This is a genomic window from Enterococcus sp. DIV0294, from assembly GCF_050558155.1.
GTDB classification, from domain to species: Bacteria; Bacillota; Bacilli; order Lactobacillales; family Enterococcaceae; genus Enterococcus; species Enterococcus faecalis.
The window spans coordinates 71,419-90,092 of record NZ_CP187889.1; the positions used below are offsets into that span (position 1 = coordinate 71,419).

The window sequence follows — 18,674 nt, forward strand, 5'->3', positions numbered from 1 at the left end:
CGCTTTTAAATTGGAGGGATCAATGTTGAATAAAGAAATCAAAGGGGCATTAATTGTTTCTTGCCAAGCGTTGGCAGACGAACCGTTGCATAGTTCCTTTATCATGTCCAAGATGGCTTTGGCCGCTAAACAAGGAGGGGCTAAAGGTATTCGAGCAAATTCTGTGGTAGACATTCGAGCAATCCGGAAAGAGGTTGATTTACCAATCATTGGGATTATTAAACGAGATTATCCTGACGCAGAAGTATATATTACCGCAACTATGCGTGAGGTAGATGAATTAATGGCTGTTCAGCCAGAAATTATCGCTCTCGATGCAACCCATTCGAAACGACCAAATGGCGAAACGTTAGCCACATTTTTCAAAAGAATAAAAGAAAAGTATCCTAACCAAGAATGGATGGCGTATTGTTCCACACTGGAAGAGATGATTGAAGCGGCGGAGTTAGGTTTTGATTATATTGGCACAACGTTAGTCGGCTATACGCCGCAAAGTGAAAATCAGCGGATTGAACAAAATGATTTTGAACTGTTAAGAGAAGCAAAGAAGCATTTTACTACACCAATCATTGTAGAAGGAATGATTGATACGCCAGCAAAAGTCCAACGTGTTCTGGAGCTAGGTGCCTATAGCGTGGTGGTGGGATCTGTTATTACACGACCGCAAAAAATTACTGAAAAATTTGTGGAAGCTACGAAAATAAAACAGAATCAAGCATAAACTAAATACACTATCGATACACTCGTTATTTTTTGATCAATACACTTCGATACGGTCGCTTTTTTTCTAGAGAAAGTTGAATCTTTCAATAATAAAAAGGGATACACTCCATTTGGCATAGTCCTTGCTGATAATAAATCAGTGTATAAAGCGCTATCATTTTATAGGAGGGGTTTTATGAAGGGTTTATCAAAAAAGAAACGGGTGTCTACTTGGTTAGCGTTAGGAATCACCGTAGTCAGCTGTTTTGCGTTAAGCGGGGAAGTGCAAGCAAGTGTTGAAAAAACAAAAGTTGATGAATTTGCAAATGTTTTAGATGTGAGTGCATCACCAACCGAACGGACGAATGGCGTATACGATACCAATTATTTTAATAATTTTTCTGATTTAGGTGCATGGCATGGCTACTATTTACCTGAAAAAAGCAATAAAGAGCTACTGGGTGGTTTTGCGGGGCCATTGATTATTGCGGAAGAATATCCAGTAAACTTGGCGGCAAGTTTAAACAAATTAACGGTCAAAAATAAAAAAACGGGAGAAACCTATGATTTAAGCCAAAGCAACCGCATGGACCTGTCTTATTATCCTGGGCGCCTAGAGCAAACCTATGAATTAGACGATCTAACGATTCATTTAGCTTTAATTTTTGTCAGCAATCGAACGGCGCTTATCCAAACGACACTTGAAAACACTGGTGAAGAGCCCTTGTCACTTGAAGCAAGCTGGACAGGTGCGGTCTTTGACAAAATTCAAGAGGGAACGGAAACCTTAGATATTGGCACTCGTTTAACTGCTAAAGACAATGACATTCAAGTGAATTTTGGCGAAGTCAGAGAAACGTGGAATTATTTTGCTACGAAAGACACAAAATATACGATTCATCATGCGGATAAAGTTTCAACAAAAATTGATAATCGGAATTATACAGCGACCGCTGAACCAATTGAATTGAAGCCTAAACAAACGTACAACACCTATACGACAGAAAGCTATACTTTTACAAAAGAAGAAGAGGCAAAGGAACAACAACAAGCACCCGAATATACCAAAAATGCGGCGCGCTATTTCAAAGAGAACAAGCAAAGATGGCAAGGATATCTAGATAAAACGTTTGATCAAAAGAAAACAGCAGAATTTCCTGAATATCAAAATGCGCTAGTCAAATCGATTGAAACGATTAATACCAATTGGCGAAGTGCGGCAGGTGCCTTTAAGCATGACGGGATTGTTCCGTCCATGTCTTATAAATGGTTTATTGGTATGTGGGCTTGGGATTCGTGGAAAGCGGATGTAGCAACGGCTGATTTTAATCCTGAGTTAGCTAAAAATAATATGCGGGCCTTGTTTGATTATCAAATTCAAAAAGATGATACCGTACGTCCACAAGATGCAGGAGCGATCATTGATGCTGTCTTTTACAATCAAGACAGTGCGCGTGGTGGTGAAGGTGGCAACTGGAATGAACGAAATTCTAAACCACCATTGGCTGCATGGGCAGTTTGGCATATTTATCAAGAAACCAAAGATAAGGAATTTTTAAAAGAAATGTATCCCAAACTTGTGGCTTATCACAATTGGTGGTATACCAACCGAGACCACAATAAAAATGGGATAGCAGAATATGGAAGCATGGTCAGTGATGCCCACTGGCAAAAAGACGACAAGGATCAAATCATTAAAGATAAAAATGGCCAACCTAAAGTGGATGATGATGCTGTTATTGAAGCAGCCGCGTGGGAAAGTGGCATGGATAACGCTACACGGTTTGACAAAGAAGGTGTGGGCAAAGGCGATGATGGAGTTAAAGTTTTTGAAAACAAAAATAAAGGAAAAGTAGTGGGGTATTCGATTAATCAAGAATCAGTGGATTTGAATGCGTATCTCTACGCTGAAAAGGGCTATTTAGCTTCGATAGCAGAAGAACTAGGCAAAAAAGAGGACTATAAGAACTATCAAAAAGAAGCGAAGAAACTAAAAAAATATATTCAAGAAAATATGTTTGATGAAAAAACGGGCTTCTTCTATGACTTACAAATAAATGAAGACGGCTCGAAAACAAAATTGTTAGTCAATCGTGGCAAAGGAACAGAAGGCTGGTTGCCGCTCTGGGCAAAAGTAGCGACCAAAGAACAGGCGGCGGCAGTTAAGAAAAACATGATGAATCAAGAAATGTTCAATACCTTTATGCCATTCCCAACGGCATCCAAAGACAATGAAAAATTTGCTGCAACGAAATATTGGCGGGGACCAGTTTGGCTTGATCAAGCCTTGTTTGGTGTAGAAGCTCTTCAAAACTATGACTATACAAAAGAAGCAAAAGAAATGACACAAAAACTCTTCTTACATGCCGAAGGATTGATGGGAGAAGGACCTATTCATGAAAATTATGATCCACTGACAGGGAAGGGCCTAAGTACGAAAAACTTTAGTTGGTCAGCGGCAGCGTACTATTTACTGTATAAAAACACCTTATTAAGTAATAATCCCACAACGCAAACCGCTTTTGAAATAAAATAGAAAAACAGCTCTTGAGAAAATATCTCTCAAGAGCTATTTTTTTCTTCACTTGCTACAATCTGTTTCCCTCTGATTTAATTAAATTTAATTTATTTGTTTAAATAAATATATTTAAAATAATTAAATAAAATATCTAAAAATAAACGATATGTACTTTTATTAAAAATGTTATTTAATAAAAATGAAATAGATATTAAATGGAATTGATTGTACAATGGTTAGTGAAGAGTGGGTTTAACGGAACCGAGTAATAAGAAATAAACTAATATTGAAACCAAACATTGCGACACCTCCTGCTCTGAGTTATATTGAATTTCATTATAAGACAGATATCTTAGTTTCTTCAAGAACGAATTAGAAAAGTTTTTTTAAATTTGTTGACGTCTAACAATTATAATGTGCAAAAAAAATAATTCAAATAAATATATTATTCGATAATATTAAAGTTCATAGAAATAATTTTTTAGAAAATATTATATTTTAGTTAATAAAAAAATAATACTTAATATTAACTTTTTAATAGAAAGGAGCATATTATGGATGTGTTAGAGGCATTAAAGTATTTTAGAAAAAAGAAAAAAATTGCTCAGAAAGATGTTTTACCAAAAAAAGGGAAACAAACCTATCGAAGAATCGAAATTGGTGAAGCCAAGCTAAGTTACGAGGATTTAATGACAGCATTACAGTCACTTGGGATTACCTTTAATGAATTTTTTCATATGGTCTCTGAAACAAGAAGTACGGCTTCATCTAAAATTATGCATCAAATTGAATGTTGTCAAATGGGGTTGAACAATACAAGTGAAAAAAAGAACCTGATTCATTACTTTTATCAATTAGAGCGCAATCCCCAAAAAAACGCAGTAGAGATGTCTATTTATACAGATATTAAGCTAACTTTCAGTAATGATTGGGAGGAAATTCCAGAATTTGATGAAACTGATCGAATGGCAATTCTCGCACTTATCTCTAGCAAAAGCTACTATACATACTACGATTATCAAATGGTGACTAATCCTGCCGCCTTGTTTTCTGAAAATGAAGTCCTTCAGATTCTTGAGCAGATGTTTCCTGTCAAAGATGCTGAATTACGCGACATCCAAACATTAAATGTCGCCTATGGTTTTTACCTGAATATCATTACAGCGCAACTTTATAAGAAAAATTATGCGAAAGCCCGGGAGTATTTAGCGTTGATGAGTGTTACCACGATTCCTGCCGAAATCTACTATATTCATTTTAACTTACGTTATTTAAAAAATCTTACGTATTATCTGTACACTGGCAAAATGAGATATTATAAAGAAGTAATCACCGTTATTGATATGATTGAAAGTTTTGGGGATGCACGTTTGGCGGAAGGCATGAAAAAAGAAATGCTTCAGCTGACGGCTGGTCGGACATTTAATTTAGATTATGGACAATTTCCTGTGAATATTGTCACTGAAAAATAAAAAGCACCCCCCGCAAGGTCAAACTTGCGGGGGGTGCTGATGTTAAACGATAATGTTATCTCTAATCATATCTAAATCTTTAATCAAAATTTTGCGGTTACGTAATTCGATTGCCCCTAACTCTTTTAGTTGCTGCATCATCCGGTTAACGCTACTAGCAGAAGTTATCCCGCAAAAATGCGCAATTTCTTCATTGGTCACCACGAAATCAATTAAAATACCTTCCTCTGTTTCTACGCCAAATGAATCGTACATTTCATAGATTTGTGTACAAACGGCCCCAAATTTGCCATTCATCAACATTTGCTGCATCTTTTTCATGGAATGCATTAAACGGTCCCGATAGTATTCTTTGACATACATTTGCAAGTCTTTACTATTATTGATATCCCGCCAAAATTGAACACGGTCGATTTGGTAAAGTTCTGCTTGTGGAGATTCGATGCGAATATTAAAAGGTGCATCAATAAATTCTGAATATTCATCACGTAGCAATGAAACAATTTCCAAATTGTTGATATAACGTAAATTAAATTCACGACCGTCTTTGGAAATAACGCTAGTTTTGATGATGCCACTTTTTAAAATATAGGCATAACGATCTTGCAGTCCTTCATAAGTTAAATAATTTTTCTTCTTTTTTACAACGACTCGAAAGGAATGTTCATCTAAGTAGTCTTGTAAAACATTTCTCATTGGCGGTAACTCCTCAATTATCTCTAAATATTTTTGTTTTTGCCTGTTGGGCTTCTTTCTTATTTAAGCGAATTGGACATCATATGTCAATAACAAATGTTGATAAAAAAGGTCAATTAAACGCTATTTTGAAAAATAAAATCAGCTTTTAGATAATTTTGCCAAAAATTTCGCTTAATGAGTATTAAAAATATTTTTTTTATTTTATGTGCTCAAATATTTTTCAAAAAGAAAAAATTGTATTAAGGTAATAGTAGAAAGGGAGGAGATTTAATGACAGAACCAAACTTAAAAGACCCAAGAAAGTTATTTTATAGTGATGGATTTCCGCAACAAGATCAAGAAACTCCCGCATTACAGGACAAAATGGTCCCTAAACCAGATTGTGGGGAAGACAGCTATGTCGGAAATCACAAATTAGAAAATCGTCGGGTATTAATTACAGGCGGTGATTCTGGGATTGGACGAGCGGCGGCGATTGCTTTTGCTCGCGAAGGTGCAGATATTGCATTACATTTTTTCCCAGGTGAAGAAAAAGACGCCGAAGAAGTGGCGCACTATATACGAGAAGCTGGCCGAAAAGTCGTTCTTTTGCCAGCAGATTTAAGAGATAAACAGGTACCTGAAGAATTGGTTGCACAAGCTCGTGAATCTTTAGGCGGCTTGGATACCCTCGTTTTAAATGCAGCTCAACAAATTTCCTGTGCCGCTATTGAAGAATTGCCAATGGAACAAGTGATAGACACTTTCCATGTCAATATTATTGCGATGTTTGGCATTGTCAAAGCAGCAGTGCCTCACTTGCCTGCCGGAAGTAGCATTGTGACAACGACTTCCGTCCAAGCCTTTAATCCAAGTGAGCATTTGTTGGATTATGCAGCAACGAAGGCATCAATTGCCAACTTTACCGTTGGTTTAGCAAAACAACTGGCACCAAAAGGCATTCGGGTAAATGGCGTGGCTCCAGGACCAATCTGGACACCGTTACAGTTAGATCATGGACAACCAATTGAAGAGTTGCCAGAATTTGGGCAACATTCTTTACTGGAACGTGCGGGTCAGCCTGCTGAATTAGCCCCTGTTTATGTTTTCTTGGCGTCCAATGATGCAAGTTATGTTACGGCTCAAGTTTATGGCGTAACTGGTGGAGAAGCAATTAATCTTTAGGAGGGATGTTCCGTGAATAAAGTTGTTAAAATACTTTTGCTTCTAGGTTCACTGATTTTAATGGCATTATTTGGCGCGGTGGCCATCACCACTTGGTCAGCCGATACAGCTTGGCAACCACCAGATAATGTCCAATGGTTCTTGCAAGACAACGAGTACGCACGTCAAGCAATCTTTTGGGTAGCGCTGGTTTTACTAGGAATTATGCTCTTTCTATTTTTATTCATTCTTTTATTCCCAAGAAGAAAAGGCACGTTTGAATTAAAAGAAGAGCAAGGAAAGTTGGTGTTACACCGTAAAGCTATCGAAGGATTTGTACGCTCTAGCTTGCAAGACAGTGACTTTCTGGAAGCACCAACCATTCGTGTAAAGGCGACAAAACGGCGCATTAAGGTCAATGTTAAAGGCACACTGAAACGAACGGCAGATTTAATTGGACAAACAGAAGCTTGGTCAAAAACAATGGAAGAACGGCTTGCTCGTTTGGTGGGAACTGGTCACAAGATTACGATTGATGTTCATTTTGAAGATATTCAATCAATGAAACGACCACAACAACAGCAAACACAAGCACGTGTGGAGTAGGAGGGATGTACAATGGTTGAATGGATAAAACAATATGCCGTTCCGTTAATTGGTGGCCTAGTCGGCTTGGTTTTTGCAATCTTGTTTCTGTCAATCGGCTTCTTTAAAACATTGTTAGTAGTACTCCTGACAGGACTAGGTATTTGGCTAGGTTTGTATTTGGAACAGACAGGCATTGTCAAAAATTATTTTCATCATAAATAGGAGGTTTTGGCTATGGAAAATGCAAATGTATCGATTGTTAAAGGTGAGTTGACGTTTGAGGATAAAGTAATCCAAAAAATTATTGGCATTGCTTTGGAAGAAGTCGACGGTTTGTTAACTGTGGACGGTGGTTTTTTCTCGAATTTACGAGATAAAATGATTAACAGTGAAGATGTTACAACAGGCATTCACACCGAGGTCGGCAAAAAACAAGTCGCAGTGGATATGGACATTGTAGCCGAATACGGGAAAGATATCGAGACCATTTATGATCAAATGAAAGAGGTTATTACTCGTGAAGTCCAACAAATGACTCACTTGGAAGTAATCGAAGTCAATGTCAACGTAGTAGATATCAAAACACAAGCAGAGTACCAAGAAGAAAGTGAAACAGTCCAAGATAAACTTGGCAACGCCGCTGAAGCGACAGGTAGTTTTATGTCAAAACAAACCAACAAAGCCAAACATGCGGTAACTAAAGGCAAGACAAAAGTCAAAGAAAACACGGCACCTCGTGTTCAATAATGGGTTATTATTTTATTAAAAATAAAGCAATAATAGAAGAAACTAGGAGGAATGAACCATGAGTAACGAAAAATTCAATAATGTACCAAAACCAGCAGGAAACGGACCACACACACCAGAAGATCATGCAATCAAAGGTGAATTAACATTTGAAGATAAAGTCGTTCAAAAAATTATCGGTTTAGCCTTAGAAAATGTCGATGGTCTATTAACAGTCGATGGCGGCTTTTTCTCAAATATTGCTGAAAAATTAGTAAACACAGATAACGTCACAGCGGGTATTGATACCGAAGTTGGTAAAAAACAAGTCGCTGTTGATATGGATATCGTGGTAGAATACGGCAAAGATATTCAAGACATTTACGAAAAAATGAAAGAATTAATCAGCCGTGAAGTGAAAAAAATGACCCACTTAGATGTGATTGAAGTGAATGTTAACGTAGTTGATATCAAATCAAAAGAAGAATACGAAGAAGATAGCGAAACGGTTCAAGATAAAGTCACAGGCGCTGCCAAAAGTACCGGTGAATTTGCTTCTGAACAAACAGAAAAAGCAAAAAAAGCTGTGAATAAAGGAACAGAACAAGTCAAAGAAAATATGGAACCACGTGTAGAATAAACAGTTAAAGGGAGGAAACAATCATGGGCTTTATTTGGGCATTAATTGTCGGTGGTGTCATTGGGGCAATCGCTGGAGCAATTACTAAAAAAGGATCATCGATGGGCATTATTGCCAATATCATTGCAGGGTTAGTTGGTTCAACAATTGGTCAAGCCATTTTAGGCACATGGGGACCAAGCTTAGCTGGGATGGCTATTGTGCCATCGATTATCGGGGCAGTGATTTTAGTTGCCATTGTTTCATGGATTTTAGGACGAAAATAGAGAATATTTTTCAGAAGAGTTTGGGCGATTGTCCAAACTCTTTTTTTATATTCTTTAATATTATTCAGTTTATTAGAATTAGATTAAATATAACTTTCCTTTGATAGGTGGTTTTGTTAAAATTTAATTAAAAAGTCGTTGCGTGGCAAAAAGGAGGTGAATCAGTGAAACATAGGAAACAATGGTTAATCGGACTACTCATTATTTTAATCATAGGAATTGGAGGAAAATGGTATATGGACGAACAAGAAAAAGCGAAACTACACGAAATCCAAACAGATTTAGCGAACTATTTGTATAATAACTACCGAATTTATACATTTGATGAGCAAGAAAGAGCACAATTAGAGAAGAAATATAATAAGGGAAATGGAGAATTGAGTTATCGAGAGTATTCAAATAAATTAGATGAGATTGCAAAATACTACGACGTTAACAAAGTAGAATTTACCAGTTTTTCAGTAGGAGCAATGAATACATTAGAAGTTTATTTTACAATCAACGACGTGTATGAAGAAGAAGTGGATTTAGACACGATATCAGCAGAAACTGAAAAATTTATTTATAGCATAACAAATAGTACAGGCAATGGCCCTTATTACATTGAGAAAAAAGACAAACCTACAAAGGAAAGAATGCCAGAAGACTTAATTGTGTATGATGAAGGAGGGATAAAGTAATGGATAATTATCGAAAAATTTCAAAAAAAGTATATGAGGTAGAGAAAGAAAATGTTCAAATCAATGAGAAAATAAAAGGAACAAATCACATTGTAATCGATACCATTGACACCGATAAAGATACCCTCGGATACGAACATAAACCAAGAAGAAACAGCATGCAAGCTATGACAGTGGCAGAAATCAAAGATGAATATAAAAATGATAAAAATATAAAGGGTGTACCAGGCTATCCCCAATCCGTAATCAACCAAAATCTAACCATTGTCTACGCTGGTACCAAATCATGGCAAGATTGGAAAACCAATTTTCGAGAAATTGGTTTTAATGATAAACACCAAGCTGGAGCGTTCCAATCTGCTTTAACATATGCCAGTCAGATTGAGCGCCAATATTCTCCTGAAGCTGGCTATACAATTAACACGACGGGTCATTCTCTTGGTGGTGCCGAAGCTATTTACGTTGCGGTTTTGAAAGGCTACAATGCCATCACGTATGGTGCGGCTGGTTCAGGATTGACAGACGAAAAAATTAAAAACTACAAAGGTCAAATTATTAATTTCTATGATACTTCAGATGCGGTCACCAGCAGTTTTGTAACAGGTGGACAAGGGAAAATTCCTTTTTATAGTTTTGGAGTTGATAATTATAGTGGCGTAATTGTCGGTTGGGTTAAAAAGACGTTCGGCCATGATTTGGATATGTTTAAAACTGATGATGCCGGTAATTATATTGATAAATTTGGCGATATTGCTGTCTATTCAGGTGGGCATGGTGGCGTTGCAATCGAGCAAACCATCCTGGCGCAGCAGATTTTAGAAAATAAAAATAGAATCCGTGGGTTGGAGACTTACGACGGCACGAATCCTGAGACATTGGTAGAAATCAACCGTTTAAAAAAAGAAAACAAATGGCTTCAAGAACAACTGAAACAATTTAATCAGTTGAATGAATTACGTGTTTCTTTAACGGCGAGCGGTGGCGGATTATCTAGTAATGAACGGATTTATTTAGAAGATAGTCAAGCCTTAGCGGTTGTTAAAGTCGCCGCATCACAATTTGATGTAGCGATGGAAGAGTGCCTACATATTTACAAAAAAGTGATGCAAGAATTACAAGAAGATTGGGAAAACGGATTGCAACTCATTCAACGACATACACCAGAACTTTCGTATGCAGAAATGAGAGAGGCGATGGATCAAGTCCAATGTACGAAACAAACGATGGTTGACCAAGATCTGGAATATTTCCAGCAAAAATTCAGCAAAATCAATCGTATTAGAACTTCATTTGTTCAATTAACCCAACAAATTACCGCTAAAATAAATGAATTGGTTCAGAGAGATCAAGAATTAGCGAACCAACTGAAAGGAGCCTTAACATGACGACAGCCGATGAGCTAGAAAGATGCCGCAGACAATTGCGGGAGTTAGATGAGCAAGAAATGCTCTTAGCTTCTTATCAGAGAAAAAGCCAACAACTCGCTGAAGAAACCTATTATAACATTCAGTCTGCTATTCGAATGATTGCCGAAAATCAGCAACCACTACAACAAGCGAGACAAGCGCTTGTCCGATTAGAATATGACTTTTCAGAAGAAGTAAGTCATGCTAAGAGAAAACTTTACCGTCAGAGGGAAGAGTTAGAAATAACGTATAGAAAATTAAATGCACAGCGGGAAAGTTAACGAAGGAGGATGTTCATGGAGTTATTGGAGAAATTATGGAAAGAATACCAAAAGAATCTGCAAAAAGTAACAGCGCAGTCTCTCGGTTTATCGCTGTTACAACAACAGAGTAAAAAAGTACAGAAAAGCAAGCGAAGGGGAAAAAGTGCTTTAGCACAAGCCAAACGCTCAATAGAAAATGCAAATACTGGCTTAGAAAAGTCGATCCAAGGACAATTTGGCCAAAAAGTAACCGATGTCTTAGACATACAGAGTCAAACTATAGACAGTTTGTAATAGATGTGAACTTATTTTTAATTAAAGGCTATGTTAAAGTTTATTGTTGCTATAAGGTAAAAAATTAGAACTTCCATTTTTCTGGAAGTTCTATTAAATAATAATGTTTTATTCAACTAAAGCACCCTTTTGCGGAAGATCATATGATCATATTTGCCTTTAACCAATCCAACTAACGTTCTCCGTTAGTTTAACGAATTCTCTCATATATATGAAAATAATAATCGTAAGGATTCTTTTCATCTTTTATTCCTTTTTCAACAGATACTTCTTTCCAATCGTCAAAATTAACTACTGGAAAAAATGTATCTCCTTCGAATTCATGATGAATTTTTGTAACGTACATTTTCTCGACATAAGGCAAGAACATAACATATATCTGTTCTCCCCCGAAAATGAAAACCTCTTCTTCATTTTCGCATAACTTAAATGCAGCTTCTATTGAATGGGCAATTTCACAATCCTTAAAGTTAAAGTTTTTATCTCTAGTCAAAATAATATTTCTTCTGTCAGGTAAAGCCCTTCCGATTGATTGAAGGTTCTTTCTACCTAATATGATTGCATGTCCTTTTGTAGTGTTTTTTACATATTCCCAATCACTAGAAATTCTCCATGGAATGTCGTTATCCTTGCCGATTACTCTTTTCTTATCCATCGCAACAATTAAAGAAATTTTCAAGAATGACCACATCCTTTTTAACCTATTTTACCATGCATTTCTATTTCCATATTGAAATCCTTACTAAACAAATCTGCCCGTTAGTTGAATAAGAAACACTGTTTAAACAGCAAATTTAGTTAACCTAATTGTATCATAAGTTTCTGAATTCTGTACTAAATTCCCTCTGATTATCAAATCATTCATTGTTACTTCATTTCTTTGATGTTGGATACTTTCTAAGACCTGAAACCAAGCAAGGTAATTGTTTAAATACTTGGTCGCAACACCATTAAATCGTTGTATCCAACCTTTTAGTCTTCTATGATAATTATTCACGTTCTGGATGTGGTAAAGCCCCTTTGTACGAATTTTACCATCGGACTTGAATTGGTAAATATCCATTCCCTTTTCAGCAGCATATGTTTTAAATGCACGCCAAGAATCCGTGCATAGTATATTTTCATTTGAAAGCTTATGCCCGATGGCTTTATCTAACTGTACTTTCGTTAATCTACCCATACCTAATATCTGCGAAATAGTGGTCTTGTCACGGTCTCTTGCAACTAATACACACACTTGTTCATTACTTATGCCACGTTTCTTTGCTGAACCACCACGTTTGCGAGGTTTTCTACCTTTAATTTTTCTTTGTCCTTTTTCTGAGTACAAGAAATAGGTCTCGTCCATTTCAACGATACCTTCAAAATTTGGTATTTCCATTTGCTTTAACGATGATAATAGTTTGTGCCTCCAATAAAATAAAGTGACGTGAGTAATGTTGCCGATTAAGTTAGCAGACTTCCGAAGAGAATAACCTTCAATCATACACTCAATAAATTTAATCCACTGGTTAAGGTGACGAGTTCGATAGAGAACTGTATTTGTGAGGTCGGTAAATGTCTTTTTACAAGCCTTACAGCGATAGCGTTGCTTTTTAACTTCTTCACCATCAACGATTGTTGTATATTTACCGAAGCGAACAATATGTTCTGATGTACAATCAGGACATTCATACCCATTCTTATTCTTACGTTCAGATATTTCGTGAAGAACGGTTCCAGTCGAACTTGATGCTCTTAGTGCATCAATTAAATATTCACGCAATCTGTGCTTCTCTGCGGGATTTAATTTTTGAATGGCTTTAAGGATTTCAGTCGCTCTCACAATCATCACCAACCCTAATGTAGTTAGTTCGATTATAGAACATTCGTTCTTTAAAATCAATTATCAACAACTAACTTTAACAGAGCCTAATTAAAAGAAAGAGTCCTCAACCATTCGATATTTTGAGAATAGTTGAGGACTCTTTCTTCAATAAAAATCAACAACATTTGTTGAAGTTATTTGTAGATAACGTTTATCATTCACAAATTTACATTTTTTTGTAACGGATATCTCGTATAGTAATAACTGCAAATGAATTTCAGAAAATTTTTTGATAAGTCATCAAAGTGAGGGGATAGCGGTCTTTTATTGAAAAATAGCAACACAAAATAAACAGAACAAAAGAGAGAGGAATTCAAAGAATTATGACAGAACAAACACCAACAAAGCTTTTGAATAAAGGCTTTATCAGTATTACAGTGATTAATTTCATTGTCTATCTTGTTTATTATTTATTAATGGTTATTATTGCGGTGATTGCGCAAGATAGCTTACATGCTACTTTAGGTCAAGCGGGTCTGGCTTCAGGAATTTACATCATCGGGACATTGCTTGCACGACTTTTCATGGGAAAACTCCTTGAACTGATTGGGCGCAAACAAGTCTTACGTTATGGGGCTTTGTTTTATCTTTTAACGACTGTTGCGTATATGTATATGCCAAGTATGGGCATTCTTTATCTGGTCCGTTTTTTAAATGGGTTTGGTTACGGAACCGTTTCGACAGCGACCAACGCAATTGTTACCGCCTATATCCCTAAAAATAAAAAAGGGGAAGGGATCAATTATTATGGTTTGAGTACTAGTTTAGCAGCCGGCATTGGGCCATTTATTGGGATGTTATTGTTAAATGTTTCCAACTTCCATGTCATTATTAACTTTTCAATTATTTTAATTTTGTTAACAACCATTGCTTGCTTCATTTTCCCAGTGAAAAATATTGAGTTAACACCTGAACATCGTGAAGCTTTATCTAAATGGAATTTTGATAGTTTTGTTGAAAAGAAAGTTTTATTTATTACATTTATCGCCTTTTTAATGGGTCTTGCTTATTCAAGTGTCTTATCTTTCTTATCTTCTTATGTCAAAGTAATCGATTTAGTTGACGTCAGCACCTTCTTCTTTATCGTCTATGCGGTCGTGATTACCTTAACACGTCCATCGACAGGTCGGATTTTCGATGTCAAAGGTGAACGCTACGTCATGTATCCAAGCTACATTTTCTTAACACTAGGCTTATTCTTATTAAGTATGACTACGTCTGGTTGGATGTTATTAGTTTCAGGTGGGTTAATTGGCTTAGGTTATGGTACTTTCATGTCAAATGGCCAAGCGGTTTGTCTTCAAGAAAGCCCAAGTCCTCACCGTATCGGGATTGCTTTATCGACTTATTTCATCGGTTTAGACCTTGGATTAGGGGTTGGTCCGTACGTTTTAGGTGAATTACGTAACTTTATGTCATTCCAACAAATGTACTTCTTAGCAGGCTGTATCCCAATCGTTTGTACCATTTTATATATGGTCTTCCACAAAGCTAAAAATGATGCCAAAGATTTGTCTCTTGAAACGATTGAAGAGATTGAACACGGCTCAGAACTATAAATGGACAAGGAGTGATTTCAATGCCTAACGATGAACGGATTTTAAACGTTTTACAACAAACACTAACGGAAATTCAACGCATGAACACGCGTTTAGCTAAAATTGAAACAGAGTTAGCCGATGTCGATCAACATCACGCGACTTTGGATCATTACTTGCAAGAGCTAGAATTGGTGACAGAAAATAACAACGTCATGTAAAGTGAGTAGTTAGTAAATGAATGTTTGACGTTTCGGTATCACTAGAGTGGAACATTGAAAATTTTCGTAAAAAACGCCAAAAGGTAGCAGAAAAACTGCTACCTTTTGGCGTTTTTTGTAATTTTTATCACTTAAAATGTTTCACGTGAAAACTTTTAAAAGTGGCGTGGACTTTGTTTGGTGACAATTTGTGTATTTAAATTTTCTAAGCTTTGCGCTAGTTCACCAATGCTAGCAGAAAAATCAACATAATAAGTGGGAACCGTTGATTTGACACTAACTTCTGAAAAGATATCTGTAATAATTACATCGAAAGGCTTTTCTGGTGAAGCGACAAAAATTAATTTTTTATCCACGGCTTTACCTAGCTTTTCATAAAGGGTATCTAAAATTAAATTACTTTGATTGATCCTTACTAAGACACGAATCGGTGGTAAAGATTTCGTTTTCAATGTACAAAAAAGAATAAACAAGCAGTCAACTAACAATTTTTCATTGCCAATTAATGTCGGAAGCATTTCAATTGTAAGGCGCTTCACATCTTTGTAGAGACTTGGATTTTTTTGAAGTGCTTCTTTTAAAAAGCTTTCTTGCACAAATGGATTGGCAATCGTGACAAAGGTCTTAAAAAAGACACTTAAATTTTGGATAGAAGTATATAGATAAAGATACTCGTGAAATGTCAATTTAATTTGATAAAAAGACGTTAGTTGATAAATGATCTCTTTAATGGGTGAGCCTAATAGCTGGATCATATGCATGCGTGCTGCTGGAATTTCCAAGACATCTTGTGTGGCGTAGCTGACACTAATCGTTAATAAGAAAAAGGCAAAAAGGCCTTCTTTTTGTATAAATTTTGTTGGAACTTGGTGTAAGGCTTCTTCTTTAAAAAACAATTCAAATTCACTCAGATTAACAAAGGGATTAACAATCGCTTCTTCCTCCACGAAAGTTTCTTTGATAAAAAAGCCCTCTTTCCAACGCGCTAAAATCACAGCAGAAAAAATTAAGTCTTTTGTAAAATCTTGTGTTGTATTGAAAGAAACAGAGTGTTTTAAACGTCGAAAGAGACTATGGACTTCTTTTTTAGTAATCGTGTGCAACGGCCAATCCCCTTCAGAGTAATTGTTCCAAAAAAGCATCATAAAGAAAATCCGGATATCTTTTTCTTTGCCCACCAACACATTGGTACGTTTTAAATTGATTTCAATCTGATATTTTTGGAGCCATTGGTTTAATTGTCCAATTTTTCGCGTAAAGGTTGATGAAGAAATTTCTAGGACTTTTTCAAAATGTTTGCTATCAATTGCATTATGGTTAAAGGCATAGGTCAGTACTTGATACGCGAAACTTTTTTTGACAAAGTAGGGCATCAAAAACGACAGTTGGAAATAGGGTGCAAACCAAAATGTGATTTCTTTGGCATTTGCTGATAAAGAAAATAAGTTCTCCCAGCCTTTTTTTTCAATTTCTGCTTGGAGCAAAGCCACGGACTGTAGAATGGTAGTTTGTTGCATTTTTAATTGAGTCGCTAAAGTAGAAATCGCCAATGTTTGTTCTTCTGCTTCACGACGTTCGAGTAATTCTTCTAAAAGAGCAAAACTTTTACGATAAGGTACATCAAGTAATCCTGTTAACATCCGATTCCCTCCAAACTGTTTTCCCCACGTAATTTGGCAAAATAAATTTTACGAACTACTTGTTTTAGGTTATAGTATTCGTCTAAATAAGGAACGGGATACCAATAAAAGGTTTTGCTGGCGTGAAAAAGCGGATTATTTTTGTCAGTAATGACTAGGTCAGGCACTTCTTGAATATGATTGACGAATTTCAAAGGAACATCACAATAATTATTGATTTCTTTCGCTAACCAATTTTCTTGTATCTGATTAATAGATGAATGAAGTAAAATTTTAACCGGAATTTGTTTGTTTAATAAAACACTCCGAATAATTAAAAAAATGGTTTCTTTAAATAATGCATCTAGTGGGTGCTCTTTGTCAAAAGGCAAACGCTTTAAGAAATAGTTGGTTGTTCGCGAAACATTTGGGTATTGCTTTTCATACAAAGAGACGTTAGCAACCTCATAGCTCAATTCCTCTTCCACAGGGAAATGAATCAGTCGTTCACTGGCATTAGATAAATTAACCAACAAAAAGACCACTTCTATTGCGCTTAAATCCAACTGTAATTGCGTACATTTTTCAAAAATCCAGGTGACATGGGGACTTTCATCCATGCCCATAATCGCTAAGTTGGCAAAGTTGACCGTTTCTATTTGTTCAAGTGAATACATCGTTAATGTACTGAAAAAATCATAGTAGAAACGAATTTCAGCCCGCCATGTGTCGGGTTCTTTTTGTTCATTAATAAAACAATCATTCACTAATAATTGAAATTCTGAATAAGGAAAGGCTAAATTGATCGTAGCAATTTCAGGATAATCGCTGATTGTAAAATCAGATTGGTAACGGAGTAAACCTATGGACATAATTAATTTTAATTTGCGTAAATCGGTATATGTAAAGTAAGGATAACGGTTTTTGATGATTTCAATGAAGTTCTGCAATTGTGCTTGATTAGTCTTAGATAGAAATGGTACTAGAGAAGTTCCTGAAATGAAGAATAAGGAATAAAAGAAACTGCGAAAATCTTTCTCGTTACCACAAATTTTTTCTCGTCTTTTTAAGTTTAAATAACAATTAAATCTAGCTAGATGATTATTTAAACGGTCACTGACTTGTTTAAAAATAGAAAAGTTAATAAAGTGCTCTTCACAAAAATCTTTGGCTGAAGTGTAGCGTTTTAAAAGTAAATCCAGGGCTAGCATATAGGTTAGTGACCCGCGGACAACAGCTTCTTTCATTAACTCAATCGGGATATTTTCATCGGCAACTAATTCTATGGACTGTTGATTATTAATGATGCGAATATGTACATTTTCATGTGTATTGACTCGAGAAATTAACAAAGTTAATTGATTCAATAAATTGTTGATATTGTAATGGGAAAATTCATATTTTCGTCGGAGTACTTGCATGGGGACTTTTTCTTTACTGTCATACAAGTATTCAATTAGGGAAAGTAACTGAATTTCCTGTTTGGTTAATAAGTTATACATAATAACCACCTTTCTAATTGGTTATGATTGTTTGATTTTTCAGATAATACAGATAGGGCATTCTTTTCTAAATGACATTGACGATTGCCAGTGAAAGAACTAGTTGTTCTTATGCTACTGTATCTATTCTTAAAAATCAAGAAGAACTGAATGTGTCAAATGGAAGAAAACATGGACAAAAAATGGTAGAGCAAAAAATTATTAAGAAAAACAACCAGTTTATATAAAACATTTAAATAACAAAAATGATAATTTGAGTCTATTGATTTTTTAGCTTAAATAGCTTATACAAATAGGCTTTTTTGTCTGGTTAGTTCTTATGAAAAAAATTAAAAAAAACGGTATAGTGGAAGGAGGAATAGTAAAAATAAGAAAGGATAAGGACGTGTTTTCATAAAGATGAAAAGGGTTTCTGGGATTTCATCAACTTTTTCTATTTGGAGGAGAAGTTGTTGATAATTTTTGCTGAAAAATCTCGTTATACTCTTCTTATTCTTATAGAAGAGTCTATAGGAAAAAGCAGAAAATGA

At 35.8% G+C, this 18,674-nt stretch carries 21 protein-coding genes; 16 read left to right on the forward strand and 5 right to left on the reverse strand.

Annotated elements, in window-relative coordinates; translation table 11 throughout:
• Nucleotides 1–22 precede the first annotated feature (22 nt).
• The 3 genes from IGJ20_RS00320 to IGJ20_RS00330 all read left to right on the forward strand — a co-directional run bounded on the left by IGJ20_RS00320 (nt 23) and on the right by IGJ20_RS00330 (nt 4,692).
• Nucleotides 23–721, forward strand: a complete 699-nt coding sequence (locus tag IGJ20_RS00320; protein ID WP_202522257.1) for an N-acetylmannosamine-6-phosphate 2-epimerase — start codon at nt 23–25, stop codon at nt 719–721.
• Between the two features lie 177 nt (nt 722–898).
• The gene (gene ygjK / locus IGJ20_RS00325; protein WP_202522258.1) at nt 899–3,238 is read left to right on the forward strand and encodes an alpha-glucosidase; all 2,340 of its coding nucleotides are present in this window, start codon (nt 899–901) and stop codon (nt 3,236–3,238) included.
• A 536-nt stretch (nt 3,239–3,774) separates the two neighbouring features.
• On the forward strand, nt 3,775–4,692 hold the full coding sequence (locus IGJ20_RS00330; protein ID WP_202522259.1) for a helix-turn-helix domain-containing protein: 918 nt from the start codon (nt 3,775–3,777) through the stop codon (nt 4,690–4,692).
• Nucleotides 4,693–4,734: 42 nt separating this feature from the next.
• Here IGJ20_RS00330 and IGJ20_RS00335 read toward each other — a convergent pair whose 3' ends face one another.
• The gene (locus tag IGJ20_RS00335) at nt 4,735–5,388 is read right to left on the reverse strand and encodes a Crp/Fnr family transcriptional regulator (RefSeq protein WP_002356081.1); all 654 of its coding nucleotides are present in this window, start codon (nt 5,386–5,388) and stop codon (nt 4,735–4,737) included.
• 273 nt (nt 5,389–5,661) lie between these two features.
• Here IGJ20_RS00335 and IGJ20_RS00340 point away from each other — a divergent pair, with 273 nt between their 5' ends.
• The 10 genes from IGJ20_RS00340 (at nt 5,662) to IGJ20_RS00385 (ending at nt 11,397) form a co-directional block, all read left to right on the forward strand.
• Entirely contained in the window at nt 5,662–6,555 is an 894-nt protein-coding gene (locus IGJ20_RS00340; RefSeq protein WP_231414742.1) for an SDR family oxidoreductase, read from the forward strand.
• Nucleotides 6,556–6,567: 12 nt separating this feature from the next.
• Nucleotides 6,568–7,140 carry an alkaline shock response membrane anchor protein AmaP gene (gene amaP, locus IGJ20_RS00345; protein ID WP_002381343.1) on the forward strand — a complete coding sequence of 191 codons (573 nt, stop codon included), beginning with the start codon at nt 6,568–6,570 and terminating at the stop codon, nt 7,138–7,140.
• A gap of 12 nt (nt 7,141–7,152) precedes the next feature.
• Nucleotides 7,153–7,344, forward strand: a complete 192-nt coding sequence (locus IGJ20_RS00350; RefSeq protein WP_002356087.1) for a DUF2273 domain-containing protein — start codon at nt 7,153–7,155, stop codon at nt 7,342–7,344.
• Nucleotides 7,345–7,356: 12 nt separating this feature from the next.
• Nucleotides 7,357–7,869 carry an Asp23/Gls24 family envelope stress response protein gene (locus IGJ20_RS00355; RefSeq protein WP_002383483.1) on the forward strand — a complete coding sequence of 171 codons (513 nt, stop codon included), beginning with the start codon at nt 7,357–7,359 and terminating at the stop codon, nt 7,867–7,869.
• A 58-nt stretch (nt 7,870–7,927) separates the two neighbouring features.
• Nucleotides 7,928–8,488, forward strand: coding sequence for an Asp23/Gls24 family envelope stress response protein (locus tag IGJ20_RS00360; RefSeq protein WP_002356090.1), 561 nt, complete (start codon nt 7,928–7,930; stop codon nt 8,486–8,488).
• 23 nt (nt 8,489–8,511) lie between these two features.
• Nucleotides 8,512–8,754 carry a GlsB/YeaQ/YmgE family stress response membrane protein gene (locus IGJ20_RS00365; RefSeq protein ID WP_002356092.1) on the forward strand — a complete coding sequence of 81 codons (243 nt, stop codon included), beginning with the start codon at nt 8,512–8,514 and terminating at the stop codon, nt 8,752–8,754.
• Nucleotides 8,755–8,918: 164 nt separating this feature from the next.
• A complete protein-coding gene (locus IGJ20_RS00370; RefSeq protein ID WP_104845339.1) occupies nt 8,919–9,434 on the forward strand; it encodes a hypothetical protein in 516 nt (171 codons plus the stop codon).
• Entirely contained in the window at nt 9,434–10,819 is a 1,386-nt protein-coding gene (locus IGJ20_RS00375; RefSeq protein ID WP_202522261.1) for a DUF2974 domain-containing protein, read from the forward strand. Before IGJ20_RS00370 ends, IGJ20_RS00375 begins: the two co-directional genes overlap by 1 nt.
• Nucleotides 10,816–11,121 (forward strand): hypothetical protein, encoded by a 306-nt coding sequence (locus tag IGJ20_RS00380; RefSeq protein WP_192189857.1) that lies wholly within the window; start codon nt 10,816–10,818, stop codon nt 11,119–11,121. The genes IGJ20_RS00375 and IGJ20_RS00380 overlap by 4 nt, the downstream gene beginning before the upstream one ends.
• A 9-nt stretch (nt 11,122–11,130) precedes the next feature.
• A complete protein-coding gene (locus IGJ20_RS00385) occupies nt 11,131–11,397 on the forward strand; it encodes a hypothetical protein (RefSeq protein WP_202522262.1) in 267 nt (88 codons plus the stop codon).
• A gap of 190 nt (nt 11,398–11,587) precedes the next feature.
• On the opposite strand, the gene dfrD is transcribed toward IGJ20_RS00385, so the two are convergent.
• Nucleotides 11,588–12,076: a trimethoprim-resistant dihydrofolate reductase DfrD gene (gene dfrD / locus IGJ20_RS00390; protein WP_063844481.1), complete on the reverse strand. Its 489-nt coding sequence runs from the start codon at nt 12,074–12,076 to the stop codon at nt 11,588–11,590.
• 102 nt (nt 12,077–12,178) lie between these two features.
• Complete coding sequence (locus tag IGJ20_RS00395) at nt 12,179–13,222, reverse strand: IS1595-like element ISBsp6 family transposase (RefSeq protein WP_076611814.1); 1,044 nt, start codon at nt 13,220–13,222, stop codon at nt 12,179–12,181.
• A 365-nt stretch (nt 13,223–13,587) separates the two neighbouring features.
• Here IGJ20_RS00395 and IGJ20_RS00400 point away from each other — a divergent pair, with 365 nt between their 5' ends.
• Together IGJ20_RS00400 and IGJ20_RS00405 are read left to right on the forward strand one after the other, a co-directional pair.
• Nucleotides 13,588–14,823, forward strand: coding sequence for an MFS transporter (locus tag IGJ20_RS00400; RefSeq protein WP_002356101.1), 1,236 nt, complete (start codon nt 13,588–13,590; stop codon nt 14,821–14,823).
• A gap of 20 nt (nt 14,824–14,843) precedes the next feature.
• A complete protein-coding gene (locus IGJ20_RS00405) occupies nt 14,844–15,023 on the forward strand; it encodes a hypothetical protein (protein ID WP_002381345.1) in 180 nt (59 codons plus the stop codon).
• Nucleotides 15,024–15,178: 155 nt separating this feature from the next.
• On the opposite strand, the gene IGJ20_RS00410 is transcribed toward IGJ20_RS00405, so the two are convergent.
• Both IGJ20_RS00410 and IGJ20_RS00415 read right to left on the reverse strand, forming a co-directional pair.
• Nucleotides 15,179–16,663 (reverse strand): helix-turn-helix domain-containing protein, encoded by a 1,485-nt coding sequence (locus IGJ20_RS00410; RefSeq protein WP_202522263.1) that lies wholly within the window; start codon nt 16,661–16,663, stop codon nt 15,179–15,181.
• A complete protein-coding gene (locus IGJ20_RS00415) occupies nt 16,657–18,144 on the reverse strand; it encodes a helix-turn-helix domain-containing protein (RefSeq protein ID WP_202522264.1) in 1,488 nt (495 codons plus the stop codon). The genes IGJ20_RS00410 and IGJ20_RS00415 overlap by 7 nt, the downstream gene beginning before the upstream one ends.
• Nucleotides 18,145–18,215: 71 nt before the next feature.
• On the opposite strand from IGJ20_RS00415, the gene IGJ20_RS00420 reads away from it, so the two are divergent.
• A complete protein-coding gene (locus IGJ20_RS00420) occupies nt 18,216–18,371 on the forward strand; it encodes a hypothetical protein (RefSeq protein WP_002356109.1) in 156 nt (51 codons plus the stop codon).
• Nucleotides 18,372–18,674 lie beyond the last annotated feature (303 nt).